Origin of the sequence: Aestuariivirga sp. (genome assembly GCF_046294715.1) — a bacterium.
Taxonomy (GTDB): Bacteria; Pseudomonadota; Alphaproteobacteria; order Rhizobiales; family Aestuariivirgaceae; genus Aestuariivirga.
The window spans coordinates 137059-154001 of the sequence record NZ_JBKBKI010000003.1; the positions used below are offsets into that span (position 1 = coordinate 137059).

Below are 16943 nucleotides of genomic sequence, written 5' to 3' on the forward strand. Positions count from 1 at the left end.
GTCGTACTTCTCACAGTTCAGCAGCTCACACCGGCTCTGCCGCGTCGATCCTCCTCCTCCGCGATCCCCACAGCTCCGCCGCCACCTTCAGCGCGTCAATGCCGCGGGCGGCCCACCAGGCGCGCTCGTCGCCATGCTGGTGGAGTTCCCGGTGGTGGTTTGAGCAGAGGGGAACGGTGAACTCGTCAGAGACCTTGCGGCCCAGGGCGGTCGGCTGGGCGAACTTGAGGTGATGCGCGTGGGCGCGGTTCCTGCCGCAGATCAGGCAGGGCTTCGAGGCGACGAAGGCGAGGTGGCCGAGGTCGCGCATGCGGCGGGGCTCCGAGAGGGTGAGTTCGGCCTTGTCGATGCGCTGTGAGCACTCTTGGGAGAGCCTCTCGGCCTCCTCGAGGGGCTTGATCTCGGGCCACGCCGGCGTGTCGGTCACGGCCTCCTTGGCCTCCGTCGCAGATGCGACCTCCGCTGAGACGGTCTCAGCGGTTGCGAGGCGTGGCTCGCTCGGGGGAGCTAGGCCCGCCTCCGGCAGGACATCTGGCCTGGGGTCGGCCACAGGGACGGCGGTCGGCATCTTCTGCGGCAGCGGCTGCGCCTCCTCAGCCACGACCTTCACTGGAGCGACTTCCCTCGCCGGCGGCGGGCCTTCTGAGCTGGGAGCCTTGCCACGCGGCTCCAGCGTTCCGCCGTAGAGGGAGAGCCCGAAGGCATTGCCGAAGGTCATCAGCGCCCGCTTGGTGGCATCGGTCTCGGCCGCCTTGGCGGCAAACTCGTGCGCCTGGCCGGGGGTGGTGGCGTTGGACTCGCCGGCCCCACTCCCCTCCCTGACGATCACCGCCTCCCCTGCCCGCACCCGGATACGAACCTTGATGACGTAGGCGGCACAGTAGCGGCCCGCGACCTGCTTGGTCCACACGCAGTTGCTGGAGATGGTCTCCCGGTCCCAGCCGTCGAAGCCGAAGATACGGTTCGCCTCGGCCAGGACATGCCAGCCCTCCAGATAGGACAGCGAGAGCCCCTCGGCCTCCCTGGTCCTGACATGCTGGGGTTTGAGCTTCGATCGGAGCTTTCGGACTTGCGAGGCGGTGAAAGTCATGGCTACTTCGTCCGGATGGCGAGGGACACCTTGGAATTCGAGAACGTGGCGCCGGGAACGGGCGAGCCTGCCTTGAGGGCGTCGAGGATCCCCTTGCGGTCGAGCTTGGGGGCCTGGGGGATCCAGAACTGCTCCGGGATCTCCGCCTCGTTGACCACCGCCACCCCGGGCGGCGAGACCCGCAGCGAGACAGTGAAGTCGGGCGCCAGGATCTTCTCGATGCCGGCATCCTCCATCACCGCCTGGGCCACCTCGCGCTTCTTGGCAGAGGCCAGCTCGATCCGCTCCAGGCGCTCGCGCATCACGGCAAGCCGCGCCCGGAGGCCATCGGCGAGGGCCTCCTCCTCCAGCGCGGCGCGGATGACCTCGCCGATCGCCTCGTTCAGGTCAGTCGCGCCCTCCAGCGTGTCGAGCAGCGTCGTCTCGTCGATCTCCGGGTCGGCCTCGAGCAGGCGGCGGCGCAGTTCGGTGAAGCGGTTGTATTCGCGGACGAGTACCAATCCGTTGTTCAATCGACCCTCCGTTGTGCATAATAACCTCTCTATTGTGCATATTGCGCAGCAAATGCGGCGTAATTGTGATTACTGGTAGTCAGATTCGCGCCGCCAGAGGGCTCTTGAACTGGTCGGCAGCTGAAACAGCCGAGAGAAGTGGGATCGCCCGGAATACTATCCAGCGCCTCGAGGGCTTTGACGACATCCCGCCCAGCCGAACTCAGTCTCTTACCGAGCTACGGCGGGTCTTCGAGGAAGCCGGCATCGAATTCATCGGCAGCCCTGGTGATGGACCGGGCGTGAGGCTTTGGAAGTAGTAGAGCTGCGGAGACCAGGTGCCCTCAAGGCGTGGCGCCAATTCTCTCTTCTTAAACGAATGAGGAGAGTGAGGATGACTGGGCGGCGCTGGGCATCTCTGCACCCTGAGATTCGGATTGATCCAGTCTTCGGGATTTCGGGAACACCATTCCGGCAGAGCGGCTACCGATGCGCCAAGACAGTTGCCCCCGAGGCGTGAAGACGGTTAACTGCTTGTTAAGATTGCGCAAAACTACGCCATGCTCAAGTGGCTCGACGCCTGGAGCTCTCGTCGGTCTGTCAATAAGATAGTCTTTGCGTTTGGCTTTTCCACGCTCGGTCCATAATCTCCAGGTCTGGAAGAATGTACCAAATGCTTGAATTTTAACCGATAAAGCAGTCCGCGGAGGTGCTCGTACCTCACGAATTCTTGTCCAGGCAGTGTCGGCCGTTACAGTTCAGTACATGTGCCCCCTCCGCGCGCGTCCGGTTGTATTGAGCGAGCTGCCTGCGCTAGGGTCCGTCACCGCTTGCAAGGGGACAGGGCAATGCGCAGAGCAGGACAGGTTCTCGTCTTTTTTCTTGCCGTTTTCGGGATTTTCTTTTCGGGATCTGCGGGCTCCGCGGAGGTGTCAAGGCTTAGCAACCGAACTCTCGACGTGCTCGTCGGGTTCTCGAACACCGGTGGCGGAGCAAATTTCTGGCGCGTGTTTTCCGATGCACTCAAGCGGCATTTGCCGGAAACAACCATACGCGCGCGTTTCGATGACACGCTGAGCGGAGCCCAGGTGACCAGTGATCTCTTCGCACTGCCGGCGGGGTCACTCGCGGTTGCCTTCGTCCGGCCTCCCGACGTCGCATTCGCGCAGAGTCACAAGCGCGAGGGCGTCGCTTACGATCTGAGAAAGGCGCAGTGGATTGCCGGTGTCGAGAAGGAGCCGTTCATCATGGTGGCCCGGCGGAGCCTGCCCGTCGAACCGAATGCGTTGCGGGCGTCCGCGAAACAACCCATACTTCCGGTAAGTGACATGCTAACGACACAGGCGACGGCGGGCGTCCTACTCAACGCGGTCACCGGCATTCCGGCGAAGATCGTGGTGGGCTTCAAGAACTCCGAACGCCTCAAGGCCGTACTTGTTGGCGATGCGGACTTCTACACCGCCGCGGTTGACGCAGAACTGGTGCCCCTCCTTAAATCCGGCGACGTGCAATCCCTCTACATGATCGTGGGCGAGACGTTTCCTCCTGAGGTGAATCCTGGCCGGACGCTCGAAGCATTCCTGCTCCCGGATGTACCGCCGGCTGTCGTCGATTTCATAAGAGCGGCGCGTGGCATGGGCCGCGCCTTCATGGCTGCGCCCTCGCTCCCGCAGGAGGATGTTTCTGCACTGCGGGCAGCTTTCACAGCCACCCTCGCCGACCCCGCGTTTCTCGCGGAGGCCAAGGCCATGGGCGTTCCGGTGACGATGGTCGAACATTCTTCCGCGGAGGAGCAGGTCAGGCGGCTGCTGCCCGATGATCCTGCCATCCAGGCAAAGATCGACAACGCCTATGCCTGCGGCCTCGCCATGTCAGAGGGCTCGCAGAGGGCATGCAAGTTCTGAGGATCTTGCCTTGCTCCCGGTCAGGGAGCGAACGCCGATGAGATCACCATGATCGAGATGCTGCCAAGCGACTATGTCGAGTTGCTACTGCCGCTTCTGCTGGGCACGGGGACCGGCTTCATTGTGGGGCTCGTGCCCGGGATCGGCGGGCGCATTGGCATTCTGCTCTGCCTACCGTTCGCCACCGTGTTCGGGCCGCTCGGAGGTGCCGTTTTCCTGTTCTCCATGCACGCGGTGGTGCACACCTCGTCCTCCATTCCCACCATCGCCTTCGGGCTGCCGACGAGCGGCGCCGATGCTGCCACCGTCTTGGACGGCTACCCACTGGCGCGGCGCGGCGCGGCTGGTGCGGCCTTGGGCGCCAGCCTCTCTGCGTCGGTCCTTGGCGGCGTTATCGGAGCTCTGGCCTTTCTCGCCTGCATCCCCGTCGCCCGGGCTCTAATGGCATGGTTGGGGCCACCGGAATTTCTGCTCCTCTCCCTCGCCGGCCTTTTTATGATTCCCCTGCTTTCGGGCAATCTCGTCACCGGCGCCGCCTCGGCTGCCCTTGGGCTGCTGGCGGCGTCTGTCGGGCTGGACGTACTCACCGGCACGAGCCGATTCACCTTCGGCTACCCGCAATTGCTCGGCGGGCTTGATCTCGCGGCGGTGATCGGGGGTCTGTTCGTCGTACCAGAAATGCTGGCACGCTGGCATCATGCCGAGAAGGCGAACCGCATCGCGCTGGCAACGACGATCCACGATGTGATGTCCGGCCTGTGGGCCACCTTCTGGCACCTCCGCCTCGTCGCTGTCTCATCCTTCTACGGCATCGTCGTGGGCATTATGCCAGGCCTCGGCGCCAGTGTCAGCGTCTGGATGTCCTACAGCTACGCCACGCGCCATGTGAAGTCGGACGTCCCCTACGGGGAAGGCGCCATCCCCGGCGTAATTGCGCCCGAGACGGCGAACAACGCTAAGGAGGGCGGCGCCATGGTGCCCACCCTCTTCTTCGGCATTCCCGGAAGCTCGAGCATGGCCGTGATGCTGGGAGCGCTCACCGTGGTCGGCCAGCCCGTGGGGCCGCAGCTCCTCACGTCCGACATCGCAACCTCCTTCACGCTCGCAGCAACCATTCTCCTTGCCAATCTCGTTGCCATCCCGATGTTCTTCGCCGTCGTGCCTAGTCTCGTCAGGCTGGCGGCGCTGCGCCGCGACTACTTGGTGCCGGTCGCGATATCGCTCTCGCTCTTCGCGGCTCTCTACCAGGACCTCCATGTCCTCACCCTGGTGCAGTTTGCCCTCGGCGGGGCTCTCGGGCTGCTGCTCCAGATGTTCGGGTGGTCGCGTGCGGCATTCCTCCTCGGCTTCATCATGGGCCCCCTCGCGGAGACGTCCTACATCCAATCGTCGCAGATCTGGGGGTGGTGGATGTTCGCCAGGCCTGCCTTCCTTGTCATGCTCCTGGGCTTCGGTTTCGCGGTGGCCCGCGCCATGCTCAGCAGGCCGCGGCACGCGCGGAAGGGCCTCGCGCCGCAGGATGGTTGGCTCGCCCTGCTTCTCCTGCCACTCTTCGTAGCCGGCGTGGCGGGCGCCCTCCGGCTTCCCGGCAACGCCTCGCAGGTGCCTCTCATGGTGTCAGCCTTCGGGCTTGCTGCAACCGCCTTCATCGCGCTGTCTTCGGCGTTTCGAAAGTCCCTACGGCCGCGGCAACTCCAGCGCTTCAACCATCTCCCGCTCATGGTGCTCTATTGCGTCGGCGTGCCAGTGCTGGGTCTTCCCGCAGCATCGGCGATCTTCACGGCCACCATCATGCGCGACGCCAAGGCTGCGTGGGCGACCGCACTCTGCTGGGGAATCGCGGTGTCGCTCTTCCAACTCGCCTTCCTCTCCCTGGTGGCGGACCTCAGCTTCGAGTCGCTGATCACCGGATGGCTGCTCGCGGGCCGTTTCTAGGGCTTTATGCGCCCGGGCCTGCTCCCGCCAGGACAAGAAAGCGGGGCGAGGGTCTGCGCCACGGCGCATCAGCCACGCCCTCGCTCGCCGGCTCCGCCAAAGCTCTCACCCGGATCTCTCGGTATCCGGCCCTCAGAAGATTGTCTTCGATTTGCGTGACGGATGTGAAGGCCGAGAGGCGGCGCGCCCGCGCTGCGCTGCCCGCGGCCGCGGCAAGGCGTTTCGCGAAGCGTTCTTCCTCTTCAGGCAGCGGAATACCTCTCAAGCGCAGGGCCTCCGTCACCCGGCGTGCGGCCTCCGTGCCGTCAATGGCGCCGCCGCCGGTCGCCTCCGCTGCCGCTAGCCGCTGGAAGATAACGAGCCGGCCCTGTGGGCTCAGGGCCAGTCGCAACGAGGCGAGCGCCGCGTGGCGCTTGGAGTCATCAAGAAAGCTCAGGAAATTATGGAAGAGCACGACGTCGAAGGGGCCGTATCCAGCTGCCTGCTCGATATCGACGCGCCCGACCGTGAGGGGAAGGGCGTGATCGGCCGCGAAACTCTCACACAGCGCAAGCGGTGTTTGGCAGACATCGACCAACGTGATGCGTCCTCGCCGGTCAGGCAGTGCATTCGCAACGGCCACCACCTGGCCGGTGTCTGCGGACCCAGCGATCAGAACGCTCACAGATCCGGAAAGGCCCTCGAGACACTCACGCAGATGCGGAATGTCGGCAGGCGCCCCCTTGCGGAGGCCGGCGGCCCGAACATAGCTCCAGGTCGCGTGGTAGTCGCGGCATTCCCCGCATGAGGCCAAGGCGAGGCGAAAACTCTGCGCCGCCAGTGCCGGCAAGTCCTCGTCGATCATCCTACAGGTCCCCTGAGGCAGGCGGCGTCCCGCAGCGATGGACAGCTGAAGGCCGGATAGCTATTACTTTCTATTCTACTAGGACATCCCGTTCAACTCAGCCGGACGAGAGCTCGTCGTCAGCGCCTCAGCACACGATGCCGATAAATCTAACGCTCATCCATCCCACTGGCCAATTCGACGTGGCAGATCTTGCAGACATCTCGAAGATCATTCGCCAACGGGATGCCTCCATCGCCATCAACATCGTGACCCCGCGGGATACCGCTGACGCCGTACCCAAGGAGAGATGGCAATTCAAGTCTATAACCGTCGCCTTCTGTCGGTCCCGACGTTTCGTTCCTCCCCGGGGCCCCATCTTCGAGTGTCGGGCCATCCCGAAACTCGAGCAGTACGGCCGCTTCCTGGCGGGCGGGATCGCAACGCCGAGGACGGAACGTTTCGTCGTCGGAAGGGCCTACGATCCCGAACTCTGGTCGCCTTACGTGATCCTGAAGCCGCTCCCCCTTGACGTAACGTCGCGTGCTGGGAGCGCGAAACTCTACAGGACGGCGAGGTTGGCGACGGTGAATCCCGCCAGCCTGACGCCGGAGCATCCGCTCAGCAGCGGCCCGGCGCTGGTTCAGGAGTTCATCGACACCGGCTTCCATCCCTACAAGTGGCGCGTACTCTCGTTCCTGGGAGAGCCTCTCTATTGCTCGATCACCAGAAGCGCCGTTCCCCGTGCCCCGCTCGATGCCGACGATGAAACCCTCGAGGCCTCCATCGTGGACGCCAAGAACGAGGCGTCGAAGGCTGCCGACACGGAGGGGCAGCGGAATGCGCTGGTGCTCGACCAGGCGGTCCTGGCCTTCGCCCGGTCTATTCACCGGCTTTTTCCCCGCCGGACACTGCTCGGGATCGACATTCTGAAGAGGGTGCCGGATGGCAAGCTGTTCGCGATCGAAGTCAACGCAGGCGGCAATGTGTGGCACTTCTCCTCACCCAAGCAGGGACACCGCAAGAGGCTTGGAGGCAAGTCCGCGATGATTGCCCAGCTCGATGCCTGGAACGTCGCCGCCACGCGTCTGATCGACCTCGCCCGCGGCGAGGCCAGCTAGGATCGGAGCCACCTTCCTCCAGCCCCTCTTTTCTCGCCTGCAAGACGCGCGAGAGGATTAATGCCGTGACGTCTGGAGATGTACCCCGGGACTAAACTCGTTCTAGAAAGGTCACACCATTCGATTGGCCGGAGGGGACATCTGTGCGCCCTTACCCCGCCAGAATTGAGTTGCTAGTGAGTAGAGTCCCCTGCCCCAGCACACTGGGCCAAGCCAGTTAGTAATCACGGCGCCACTCGGCTGCCTCCAATCTTCCTGACTGAAGGGAGAGGGTGGCTTGCGACGCCGAAAGCCGTCCCCGCCTTCAGCGACACCCCGACGATCTCCGTCAGAAAACCCCCGGGTTAAGAGCACCGAGGGATTGAGCGGATCAACGGAAGGTCAATGACAGAAACCATTGACCATTAAACGCGGGTGCAGGCATGCAACTTATTACGCTAAAGAAAACGTGTGGAACCGGCTCTGCTATCAGAAGACGATAAGGACCTTGAGGGTTTGGTCAGCCCCTCAGGGCAGCAATTCTCGAAACTTAGTTCCGGCCACGGCTCCGTTTGTTTTCTGCACTTCGTCATTGCTAAATTCCTAATTTTAAGTTAATTCTAGATTAGCCACATTCCGGGAGGTTAGTTATGCCCGATGCTGTGCTTTACTGTTCCCTGCTCTCGTGCCGAGTACCTTCCTTTGGAAGAGCCTGAGGGGGTGATGGGTGAGTGGAGGCGACGCACTCCAGCCGTCCCCCATTAACAATCGCGGCATTTTCCATTCTCTCAACTGGTGATCGGAACCGGTCGCCAAAGCGTGACGTGTTCTGAGCGGGAGCCCCGCGGCGGAATCGGCGATGTTGCTGGCTCCGCCCCGAAGTATTCCCTCACGCGCGTTTGTGATCAGCGGGAGTTCAAGCCATGACCGTGACAATTTCCACTGCGGGTGACCTCAGGCTCGACCAGACATCTGGCATTCAGTCGGGCGGCACACCAGACAAAGACGATATCGCGCTCACGAGTAATCTCAGTGCCCTTCCCGATCCTTTCGAAGCCTTTCTCGAGTCGCTGTCCCCCTCCCTGACAACAGATCAGCTCGCCAACGCGACCACCTATGGCGGAGCGATGGAGGATCCCAATGCGGGATATTTTATCAATGTCACGACCGACGGCGAGCCGGTCGATGATCTGTTCTTCAGCAAGAGCGACGGCACCCTCTTCAATGGCGAGATCGCGACCTACACTGACAGCAGCGACGTCACCCACAACATCACCGTCGCCGGAAGCACCGACCCGATCTATCTCTATTCCTTCATGGGCGGTGATGTCCTGATTGGTTCGACCGAGGCACCGGCCGGTGTCGACATTGCCGATCCTGCGACGCTGGACGCCAGCCAGATCGTCTTTGCGTATTATCTGGCAGAGAACGACACCCACACCGGTGCCGACGCCTGGGGGATCACCTTCTATCCCCTTGAGCACTTTGTGGACGGCAGCAGCGGAGATGCCCTCGACGACGCCATCGATCTCGGGGACTTCCTGAACGTCACCGCGACTGGCGAAGTCTCCTTCGAGTTCGACAACCTGCGTTCTGGCAAGTTCTTGTGGGTCGCGCTCGGCACCGAGAGTGCCGGCCTGCTCCTCACGGGACGCGACCTGAACGTCCAGTCCGGCGGGAACAAGGACGGCCAGCGGGTAAGTGGCACCAACGACCCGAGCGACGCGGTGAACACGAGCCAGGGCGGCATCGGAGCCACGACTGGCATCAACAATCAGATGTACACGCCCGGCAGCGTAGGCGTCATCACCTTCGTGGCTGGGCTTGATGTGCTCTCCTCCGGAACGGGAGAAGCATCAGGAGACAACGTCAAGGACATCACCTACGACGACTTCATAAATGTGAGCACGGCCGGCGTCTTCATATCGCAGACGCAAGGCAACGGAACCGTGAACATGACGGTCAGCCTCCACGAGGCAGATGCGGACAACAATCCCGCCAATGGGCTCCAGGCAGAGACGAGCTTCGCCTATATCGGCGCTGAAGGCGGCAACAACAACACCAGTGGCGCATTTCAGGATGATGATCCCGTCAACGTTGCCTCGGTTGATGTCTATATCGGGAACAAGGATACCGGAACGCTCGTGGGCACGTGGGATTCCGTCAACAGTGGCACCACGATCAATGGTGTCACCGTCACGATCAGCAACAACCAGGCCACGTTCACCGGCCTCAGCGCCGGCATGGAAGTCTATCTCAGCTCTGGCAGCGGGGAGACCTTCAACAGGCTGCAAGTCGCGGCAGACCCCGGCACAACCTCCTTCGACATCGGCCGCGTGGACCTCGACCAGGCGGCGACGGATGTTCAGAACATCGGCGGCAGCGTTCTCATCCACGACGATCCGCCCACCATCACGGTGGATGACGCCAGTGGTGACTTCGACGCCGGCGTCCTAGGAAACTGGAACCATGATCCGGGCACCGACACCTTCGCCTCGCTGAGCGTGACACTCGACACCTATGCCATCGGCGACGGGAGCCCGGTGACGGCGGACGTCTCGCTCGGCACCAAGACGGCGACGGAAGGCGGCAACTACGTCTTCGAGGGGTCGATCACCGCCGACTTTACTCCCAACGACGGGATCAACAATCCGCAGACCATCGACTTTGTCCTGACGATGGATCCCGACGAGCCGGAAACCTATGACCTTCAACTGGAGACGCCGCCATCGACAATCACCAAATTCGACACCTCGCAAGGATCGCTGCCGGCCGGGGGACCAGACGCCGTGCAGACACTCGGCTTCGCGCCGACGGGACACACCAATGACGTGATCTTCTTCGGTGTCGTGGCAACTGCGCCGTCCGAGAACGGAACGACGGCCAGCGACCCTGATTCGATAGAAGAGTTGGTGAATACTAACCCCACGGAGGCTTTTCTCGAATCTCTGAACGTCCCAACGCTGATCAATGCCGGGGCTCAGATGAATGTGTCGACGTCGGGTATTGGTATCAACAACAACAATCTCAATGGTGCGGACGAGGGCACCGGCTCCGGAGCCTTCGCCGGCACCTCGATCACCTCCGGCGATCAGAGCTTCGTGGTCAACCCGGAACAGGATGTCGACACCGTCAGGGTCTACATCGACAACGCTGTCGGCGGATACACTCCGACGACGGAAGACCTCTATTACGTGATTTACTATACCGATGGGACTGTAAGCGGCCCGCTTGAGGTCACGGCTGCCATGCTCAGCCCCGTTCCGAAGCAGGATCCGCTCGGTCTGTGGCCGGACGCCGCACAGGGAGGAAAATATTTCGACATCGAGAGCGGCGACAAGCAGATCGAGGCGGTCCAGCTCACGATGGGGTTGGGCGTGGTCAAGATCCCGGTGATCGAGTTCATCGTCGAGACAGATTTCAACCCCTCCCCGCTGACCTTGAACTTCACGGCCGAACTCTTCGATGACGACGGCGACAGCAGTTCGGACTCCTTCTCGATCGATCTTGTGGACTCCACTGTCTGACCCGACCTTGTGGGCCCGCATCGGCGGCGGGCCCGCTCTTGCCTCTTCCATTCGCTCACTGCAGTGGAGCCACACGCAATGCCCCGCAGGCCAAGCAATCAACTCTCGACGGTTACGGCTGCCCTGAGACGACAGTTGCCGCTGCTGGTCACGCTCAGCTGCCTTCTCAACCTGCTCCTCCTCGTGTCGGCCATCTACATGCTTCAGATCTATGACCGCGTGCTCTCGACGGGATCTCTCGACACGCTGCTCTGGTTGACCGTGATCGCACTCTTCGCGATTGTGATCTACGGCATGCTTGAACAGTCGAGGCGGATGATCCTGAGCCGCGCGGCTGGCTGGATCGATCGGGAGCTGAGTGTCCCGATGCTCAGGCGCTCAATGGAGGCGCGCCTGGCGGGGGAGGACGGCCACACCGGCATGCGGGACGTCGGTGATCTCCGAAGGTTCCATGGCGAAGCAGCGCTTGCCTTCCTGGACACGCCGTGGAGTGTGATCTTCCTGGCATTCATGTGGGTTCTCCACCCAGCGATGGGTCTGGTGGGAACGATCGGGGCCATCTTCCTCCTGGCGCTGACCATTGCCAATGATCTGCTCACGCGCCGACGGCAGAGGGAAGTCGAGGCGGAAACACGCGAGAGTCACGAGCATGCCGTTCGCTTCGTCGAGGCTGGAGAAACGATCGGCCCGCTCGGCATGACCGGTCAAGTGTTCCGGAACTGGCGGCAGAGACACGACGCCGTCAGCGCCGAGCAGCAACTGCTCCAGGACCGGACAACCACAATCCTCTCCCTTTCGCGCAGCATCCGCATCGGCCTTCAGGTGGCGGTCCTGGGAGCCGGCGCGTATTACGTGCTTGCGGGAGAAATGACCGCAGGGGCGATGATCGCCAGCTCGATCGTGATGGGACGAGCACTGTCCCCGATAGAGCGGGCGACCGGCGCATGGCGGGCCTTCGTGGCAGCGAGGGGTGCGCACGCGCGTCTGCAATCGCTGTTCTCGCGCAGGGAGGGCAATGACGGTGGGCGGGTGGTGCTGCCTCGCCCCCGGGGCCGGTTCGCATGCGAAGATGTGTTCTACATTCCTCCTGGCAGCCGTGAGCCGATCCTTCACGGCGTCGATTTCGCTCTCGAGGCCGGCGACAATTGTGCCGTGGTCGGCCCTTCGGGTTCCGGAAAGTCCACGCTGTGCCGCCTGGCGATCGGCGCCTGGAAACCCGCCAAAGGGCATGTGAGGCTGGATGGAGCAGATGTCTCGAGCTGGGATCCGGATGAGCTCGGCCCCCACATCGGATATCTCCCCCAGCAAATCGAGTTCCTTCCGGGCACGGTGGCGCAGAACATTGCACGATTTCGGAAAATCGATGGTGACCAGCTTGTCCGGGCTGCGGAACTTGCCGGCGTGCACCAGCTGATCCTCGAGCTGCCGTATGGTTATGAAACCGAGATTGCTCTTCACTCGCAGAAGATTTCTCTGGGGCAGCGCCAGCGGCTGGCGCTCGCCCGAGCGCTCTATGGTGATCCTGCATTCGTCGTTCTGGACGAGCCCAACGCAAACATGGACGAGGCCGGAGACCGGGCACTCATCACCGCCCTGACCACCCTGAAGCATCTCTCCGTTACCGTTCTGATTGTGTCTCACCGGATCTCGGTCCTGAAGTACGCCGACAAGATCCTGGCGCTACAGAACGGAGCAGTCGCTGCATTCGCGCCGCGCGATCAGATCCTCCGTCCCGTGCAGTCCGCTTCTCCTGGTGCGCTGCCGGCCCATGGCCCTGCTAAAACCGAGCCGCAACTTGCCGGTGCCGACAACCATCTATCCGCCGCAGAGTAGAACCATGTCGATCGACAGCGTTGCTCTGAAGGATATGTTGGAGTGGTTGAAGGCAAAAGCCTTCGACGCCGGAGTTGCTGTGCTGGAAGGCTATTCCGCCTTCGCCGGGCTAGTTCGTGATCACCTCGCCGACAGCGGCCTCGTGCTGGGCGAGACGGCTGTCGACTTCGTGATCGGCGTCGCGCTGCTGCTGATGCTCTGGGGGTCCGTCCGCCTGATCCGCGTCCTGAGGTCGGATCGCTCCGGACCTCACCATGAGTCACTACACGAGGCGACGCTCTATCCCCGCTGGCTTGGACTTGCCGCTGCGGTGCTGTTCATGGCAGTGCTGGGCGCCTGGTCGGCACTGGCGCCACTCGCAAGCGCCTCTCTGGCGCTCGGCGTCATCAGTCCCGATGGGTACCGGAAGACGATCCAGCATCTCGAAGGTGGCATCATCCGGACGATCCATGTGCGGGAGGGAGACGTGGTCAAGTCGGGTTCGCCCTTGATCGTGCTCGACGATACGCAAGCGAAGGCCCTCGATGCCGCGCTGCGCGAGCGGCTCCTGCATCTCTCGGCGATGGAGGCGCGGCTCGAGGCGGAGCGAACCGATGCGCCGGCCGTTTCCTTCCCAGCCCTTCACGCCTTTGGCAGTTCTCAGGCTTTGCAACAGGTATTGGCGAGCCAGCGGCAGCTGTTCTCGAGCAGGCGTGCGGCCTACGAAGGGCGAACTCAGGTTCTCGAAGCCCGCATCCGCCAGCTGGACGAGAGGAACATTGGCCTGAGAGAGATGATCTCCGCGGAAGAGGAACAGATATCTCTGATCGAGGAGGAAATCGAAAGTGCGCAGCATCTCCTGAAGACCGGGCTTGAGCGAAAGCCGCGGGTGCTGGCGCTTCGCCGCGCACGCGCGGACGTCGTTGCGCTGCGGGCGTCGAACCGGGCGAAGATTGCCGAGAACGAACAGGCGATCGGTGAAACACGACTGCAACTGCTGGCGATCGGCGAGGAGCGGCAGGAGAAGATCGGCGCGGAACTCGCCGAAGTGCGCCGGACCATCGCCGAGCTCAAGGGGCAATTGCCCTCGCGCGAGGACATCTTGCAACGAACCGTGATCCGCGCGCCCATCGACGGCACCGTCATGAACCTGCGCGTCAACACCGAAACCGGTGTGGTGGCCCCGGGTCAACCACTGCTCGACATCGTTCCCGACAAGGGCAAGCTGATCATCGACGCTCGCGTGCGGCCCACCGACGTCGATCGCATAAAGCCCAGCATGTCGGCGCGGGTCGTTTTGACAGCCTACCGGCAACGGAATCTTCCGCTGATCCATGGCAGGCTGCGTTCGATTTCGGCAGACGCGCTCAGCGATGAGCGGACTGGAGCATCGTATTTCTTGGCAAAGGTAGAGGTCCTTCCTGAAGACCTGAAGGGCCTGGGGGATGTCAAGCTCGTGCCGGGAATGCCTGCCGAAGTCATGCTCATGGACGGAGAACAGACACTCTTCGCGTATCTGGCGGATCCGATCCTCGAGAGCGCGAGGCGCGGGCTGCGCGAGAAGTAATTCTTCAGCCACGTCTGGAGATCACCTCATTACGCCGATCCGAAGCCCGCCCGCCGGGACGCTCCTTCACGTTCCTCACGCGAGGTCTCATGCACCTCCCCTCCAGGCAGTCACCGGCATCGTGGGGGCCAAACCCCGAGCAGCTTCCCAGCCAAAACCGCTTGCAGCGCGACATCAGAAAACATAATGCTTGCGGTTACAGTTCGTCACCGAGAACAGTGACATGCGGGTCGGCAAGCCAGGACGGGCGCAGATCCATACATGCGTCACCTAATGGGAGCCGGGGTCTGCCGCGAGCATCGTGTGCGCTGCGACGCCGGCCGGCAGCCCGCCCCGCAGCAGATATAAGTCGAACCTCGATGGAGTGTGCCGTGATGCAGAAGATCCAGAGCCAGGGCGTCCACCACATCACGCTGACCGGCGCCGACCGGCAGACGTCGATCGATTTCTGGGAAGGCGTGCTCGGCATGCCCTTCGTGTTTGAACAGCCCAATCTCGACAAGGCGTCCGAGAGCCACCTCTACTTCGATCCGGGCGACGGACGGCTGATCACCATCTTCACCGATGAGGAGCGCAGGGCCGATCCACGGCGCACGCCTACGGAGCCGGGCTGCGTGCACCACATCGCCTTCTCACTGTCGCGGGCGAGTTTCAGCCAGGCGATCGATCGGCTCAACGCGCGCGGCATCAAGCACACCGGCGTCAAGGACCGTGGCATCTTTGATTCAATCTACTTCACGGACCCGCTGGGGCTGCTCATCGAGCTCGCCACATACAAGTTCGAACCACCCACCGGCTTCACCCATGTCGAGGTCATCCACGAGGCTCACAAGCTGCGGGTGGCACGAGGTGACTACAATATCCAGGAAGCCCATTTGGCCGACGCCATCGAGATGATGGTTGAGCGGCGCAACGGTTCGCTCTCGGCAGACCGTTCACCTCGGAACCCCTACAAGTGACTCTTTCGAACTATCATGACGGCCGTCTCAAACCAGAGGAGAAATACATGACCGCTATGACGCTTCACATCCTGAAACCCAGCGTCAACAACATGGCGGTGCGCGTATTCGTACGCGCCGCGAAGCTAAACTTCGTTGAGGACGATGCCTGGGGCAAGACCCGCTCTCCGGAGTTCCTCAAGAAGAACCCGGCCCACATGACGCCAATGCTCGAGGGCGCCGGGCTGCCCAGGGGCGCCCTGTGGGAAAGCTGTGCGATCATGGCCTATCTGGCCAACGCCAACAATCTCGCCAAGTTCTATCCGGCGGAGCCCGCCAGGCGCGCAATGATCGACAGCGCCATGTTCTACATCATCGGCACGCTCTACCCGCTGGTGGCGCGCGCCACCTATCCGGCCCTCGGCTTTCCGCAATATCCGGGCGAGGTCGGCGCGACGAGCCTCGAGCAGTCGCACAAGGACGAGGCGCAGAAGGCGGCTACCGAGGCGATTGCCGAACCTCTGGAGGCGATCCGCCAGTTCTTCATTGGTGCGCATCCCTTCATCGGCGGGGCTAGCCCGTCCATTGCCGACATTCGCCTGGCAGCCACGCTCGAGTTCCTGAACGCCATCGACTACAAGCTCCCGGCGTGGGCTTCCCAATACATGGCTGACATGGAATCGGCACTGGGTGCGGCCTATTCGGAGCCCGCAGCCGACGTGCGGGGATATATCGCCTACGTGAAGGCGCAAAAGAAATAGCAAGTTGGGTTATCGCACGAGAGGGCCTGCGGCATCGGCCGCAAACCGCCGGTGCACCCGCCCGAGACCTTGCGTCTCGCGGTGGTCAGCTGCAAAAAATCAGGTGAAGAAGGAAGGCGGCGTGGAACCGAGAGTGGGGGGCTCAACCTCCCCCCTTCCGGTCCTCCCCGAGGAGACGAACGGACAGCAGAATCAGCACCAGCGACACCGCGACGATCACGCTGCCGATGGCGTTGATTTCCGGCGTGATGCCTTTGCGTAGCGTGGAGTAGATGTACATGGGCAGCGTGTTCTCGCGGCCCGTCAGGAAGAAGGTGACCGGGATCTCGTCGAAGGAGAGGGTGAAGCAGATGAGAGCCGAACCGATGAGGGCGGAGCGGATGTTGGGCAGGACCACATAGAGAAAGGTCTGCCAGGGCCGCGCGCCGAGATCGCTCGATGCCTCCTCGATCCGGCGGTTAACGCGCAGAAGCCGCGCGTAGACCTGCGTCACCACCACGGAAATGAGCGCTGTCGCGTGTCCAAGGATCACTGTCTGCAGGCTCAGGTTCATGCCCATCATGCGGAACAGGTTCAGCATGGAGATGCCGGTGATGATACCTGGAAGCACGAGCGGCAGCACCACCAGCCTGCGGAAGAGCGTCTTGCCGGGAAACTCGGTGCGGTCGATTGCGAAGGCCGCCGCCGTGCCGACGACGAGGGTCAGCGCCGTGGCGACGACGCCCACATATAGCGAGTTCGCCGCGGCGCGCAGCATGTCCTCGTTGCTGAAGGCCTTACGGTACCAGTCGAGGGTGAAGCTTCGCAACGGCAAGGTCGTGACGATGTTGTCATTGAAGCTGAAGACCACCAGCACCGCCACCGGGAGGTAAAGTGCCAAGAGCACGACGGCCGTGAAGAGCTTCAGCGCGAGGCCCACGCCATCGGGCCTGCGCCGCCGCTGCCGCGGTGCGGCTTCCACGTGGCGATGTCCGGGTGCAAGACTGTGGTCCATG

The 16943-nt window shown here is 62.7% G+C and carries 13 protein-coding genes; 9 read left to right on the forward strand and 4 right to left on the reverse strand.

The features are described from left to right. Nucleotides 1-25: 25 nt before the first annotated feature. Together ACK4HL_RS03725 and ACK4HL_RS03730 are read right to left on the reverse strand one after the other, a co-directional pair. Nucleotides 26-1090, reverse strand: a complete 1065-nt coding sequence (locus tag ACK4HL_RS03725; RefSeq protein WP_409756694.1) for a Rad52/Rad22 family DNA repair protein — start codon at nt 1088-1090, stop codon at nt 26-28. A gap of 2 nt (nt 1091-1092) precedes the next feature. After that, the gene (locus tag ACK4HL_RS03730) at nt 1093-1602 is read right to left on the reverse strand and encodes a siphovirus Gp157 family protein (protein WP_409756695.1); all 510 of its coding nucleotides are present in this window, start codon (nt 1600-1602) and stop codon (nt 1093-1095) included. Between the two features lie 65 nt (nt 1603-1667). Between ACK4HL_RS03730 and ACK4HL_RS03735 the strand changes: the two genes are divergently transcribed. The 3 genes from ACK4HL_RS03735 to ACK4HL_RS03745 all read left to right on the forward strand — a co-directional run bounded on the left by ACK4HL_RS03735 (nt 1668) and on the right by ACK4HL_RS03745 (nt 5420). Continuing rightward, entirely contained in the window at nt 1668-1901 is a 234-nt protein-coding gene (locus tag ACK4HL_RS03735; RefSeq protein WP_409756750.1) for a helix-turn-helix domain-containing protein, read from the forward strand. Between the two features lie 510 nt (nt 1902-2411). Continuing rightward, complete coding sequence (locus ACK4HL_RS03740) at nt 2412-3485, forward strand: hypothetical protein (RefSeq protein ID WP_409756696.1); 1074 nt, start codon at nt 2412-2414, stop codon at nt 3483-3485. A 48-nt stretch (nt 3486-3533) separates the two neighbouring features. Next, complete coding sequence (locus tag ACK4HL_RS03745; protein ID WP_409756697.1) at nt 3534-5420, forward strand: tripartite tricarboxylate transporter permease; 1887 nt, start codon at nt 3534-3536, stop codon at nt 5418-5420. A gap of 4 nt (nt 5421-5424) precedes the next feature. Here ACK4HL_RS03745 and ACK4HL_RS03750 read toward each other — a convergent pair whose 3' ends face one another. Continuing rightward, nucleotides 5425-6264 (reverse strand): methyltransferase domain-containing protein, encoded by an 840-nt coding sequence (locus ACK4HL_RS03750; protein WP_409756698.1) that lies wholly within the window; start codon nt 6262-6264, stop codon nt 5425-5427. A 182-nt stretch (nt 6265-6446) separates the two neighbouring features. Here ACK4HL_RS03750 and ACK4HL_RS03755 point away from each other — a divergent pair, with 182 nt between their 5' ends. From ACK4HL_RS03755 to ACK4HL_RS03780, 6 genes are all read left to right on the forward strand, one after another. Next, entirely contained in the window at nt 6447-7364 is a 918-nt protein-coding gene (locus ACK4HL_RS03755; RefSeq protein ID WP_409756699.1) for a hypothetical protein, read from the forward strand. A gap of 902 nt (nt 7365-8266) precedes the next feature. After that, nucleotides 8267-10870 carry a hypothetical protein gene (locus tag ACK4HL_RS03760; RefSeq protein ID WP_409756700.1) on the forward strand — a complete coding sequence of 868 codons (2604 nt, stop codon included), beginning with the start codon at nt 8267-8269 and terminating at the stop codon, nt 10868-10870. Between the two features lie 78 nt (nt 10871-10948). Continuing rightward, complete coding sequence (locus tag ACK4HL_RS03765; RefSeq protein WP_409756701.1) at nt 10949-12703, forward strand: type I secretion system permease/ATPase; 1755 nt, start codon at nt 10949-10951, stop codon at nt 12701-12703. A gap of 4 nt (nt 12704-12707) precedes the next feature. Continuing rightward, a complete protein-coding gene (locus ACK4HL_RS03770) occupies nt 12708-14249 on the forward strand; it encodes an HlyD family type I secretion periplasmic adaptor subunit (protein WP_409756702.1) in 1542 nt (513 codons plus the stop codon). Between the two features lie 374 nt (nt 14250-14623). After that, complete coding sequence (locus tag ACK4HL_RS03775; protein ID WP_409756703.1) at nt 14624-15208, forward strand: VOC family protein; 585 nt, start codon at nt 14624-14626, stop codon at nt 15206-15208. Between the two features lie 47 nt (nt 15209-15255). Then, nucleotides 15256-15948 (forward strand): glutathione S-transferase family protein, encoded by a 693-nt coding sequence (locus ACK4HL_RS03780; protein WP_409756704.1) that lies wholly within the window; start codon nt 15256-15258, stop codon nt 15946-15948. Between the two features lie 142 nt (nt 15949-16090). Here ACK4HL_RS03780 and ACK4HL_RS03785 read toward each other — a convergent pair whose 3' ends face one another. Continuing rightward, nucleotides 16091-16942: an ABC transporter permease gene (locus ACK4HL_RS03785; RefSeq protein WP_409756705.1), complete on the reverse strand. Its 852-nt coding sequence runs from the start codon at nt 16940-16942 to the stop codon at nt 16091-16093. Between the last annotated feature and the right edge of the window lies 1 nt (nt 16943).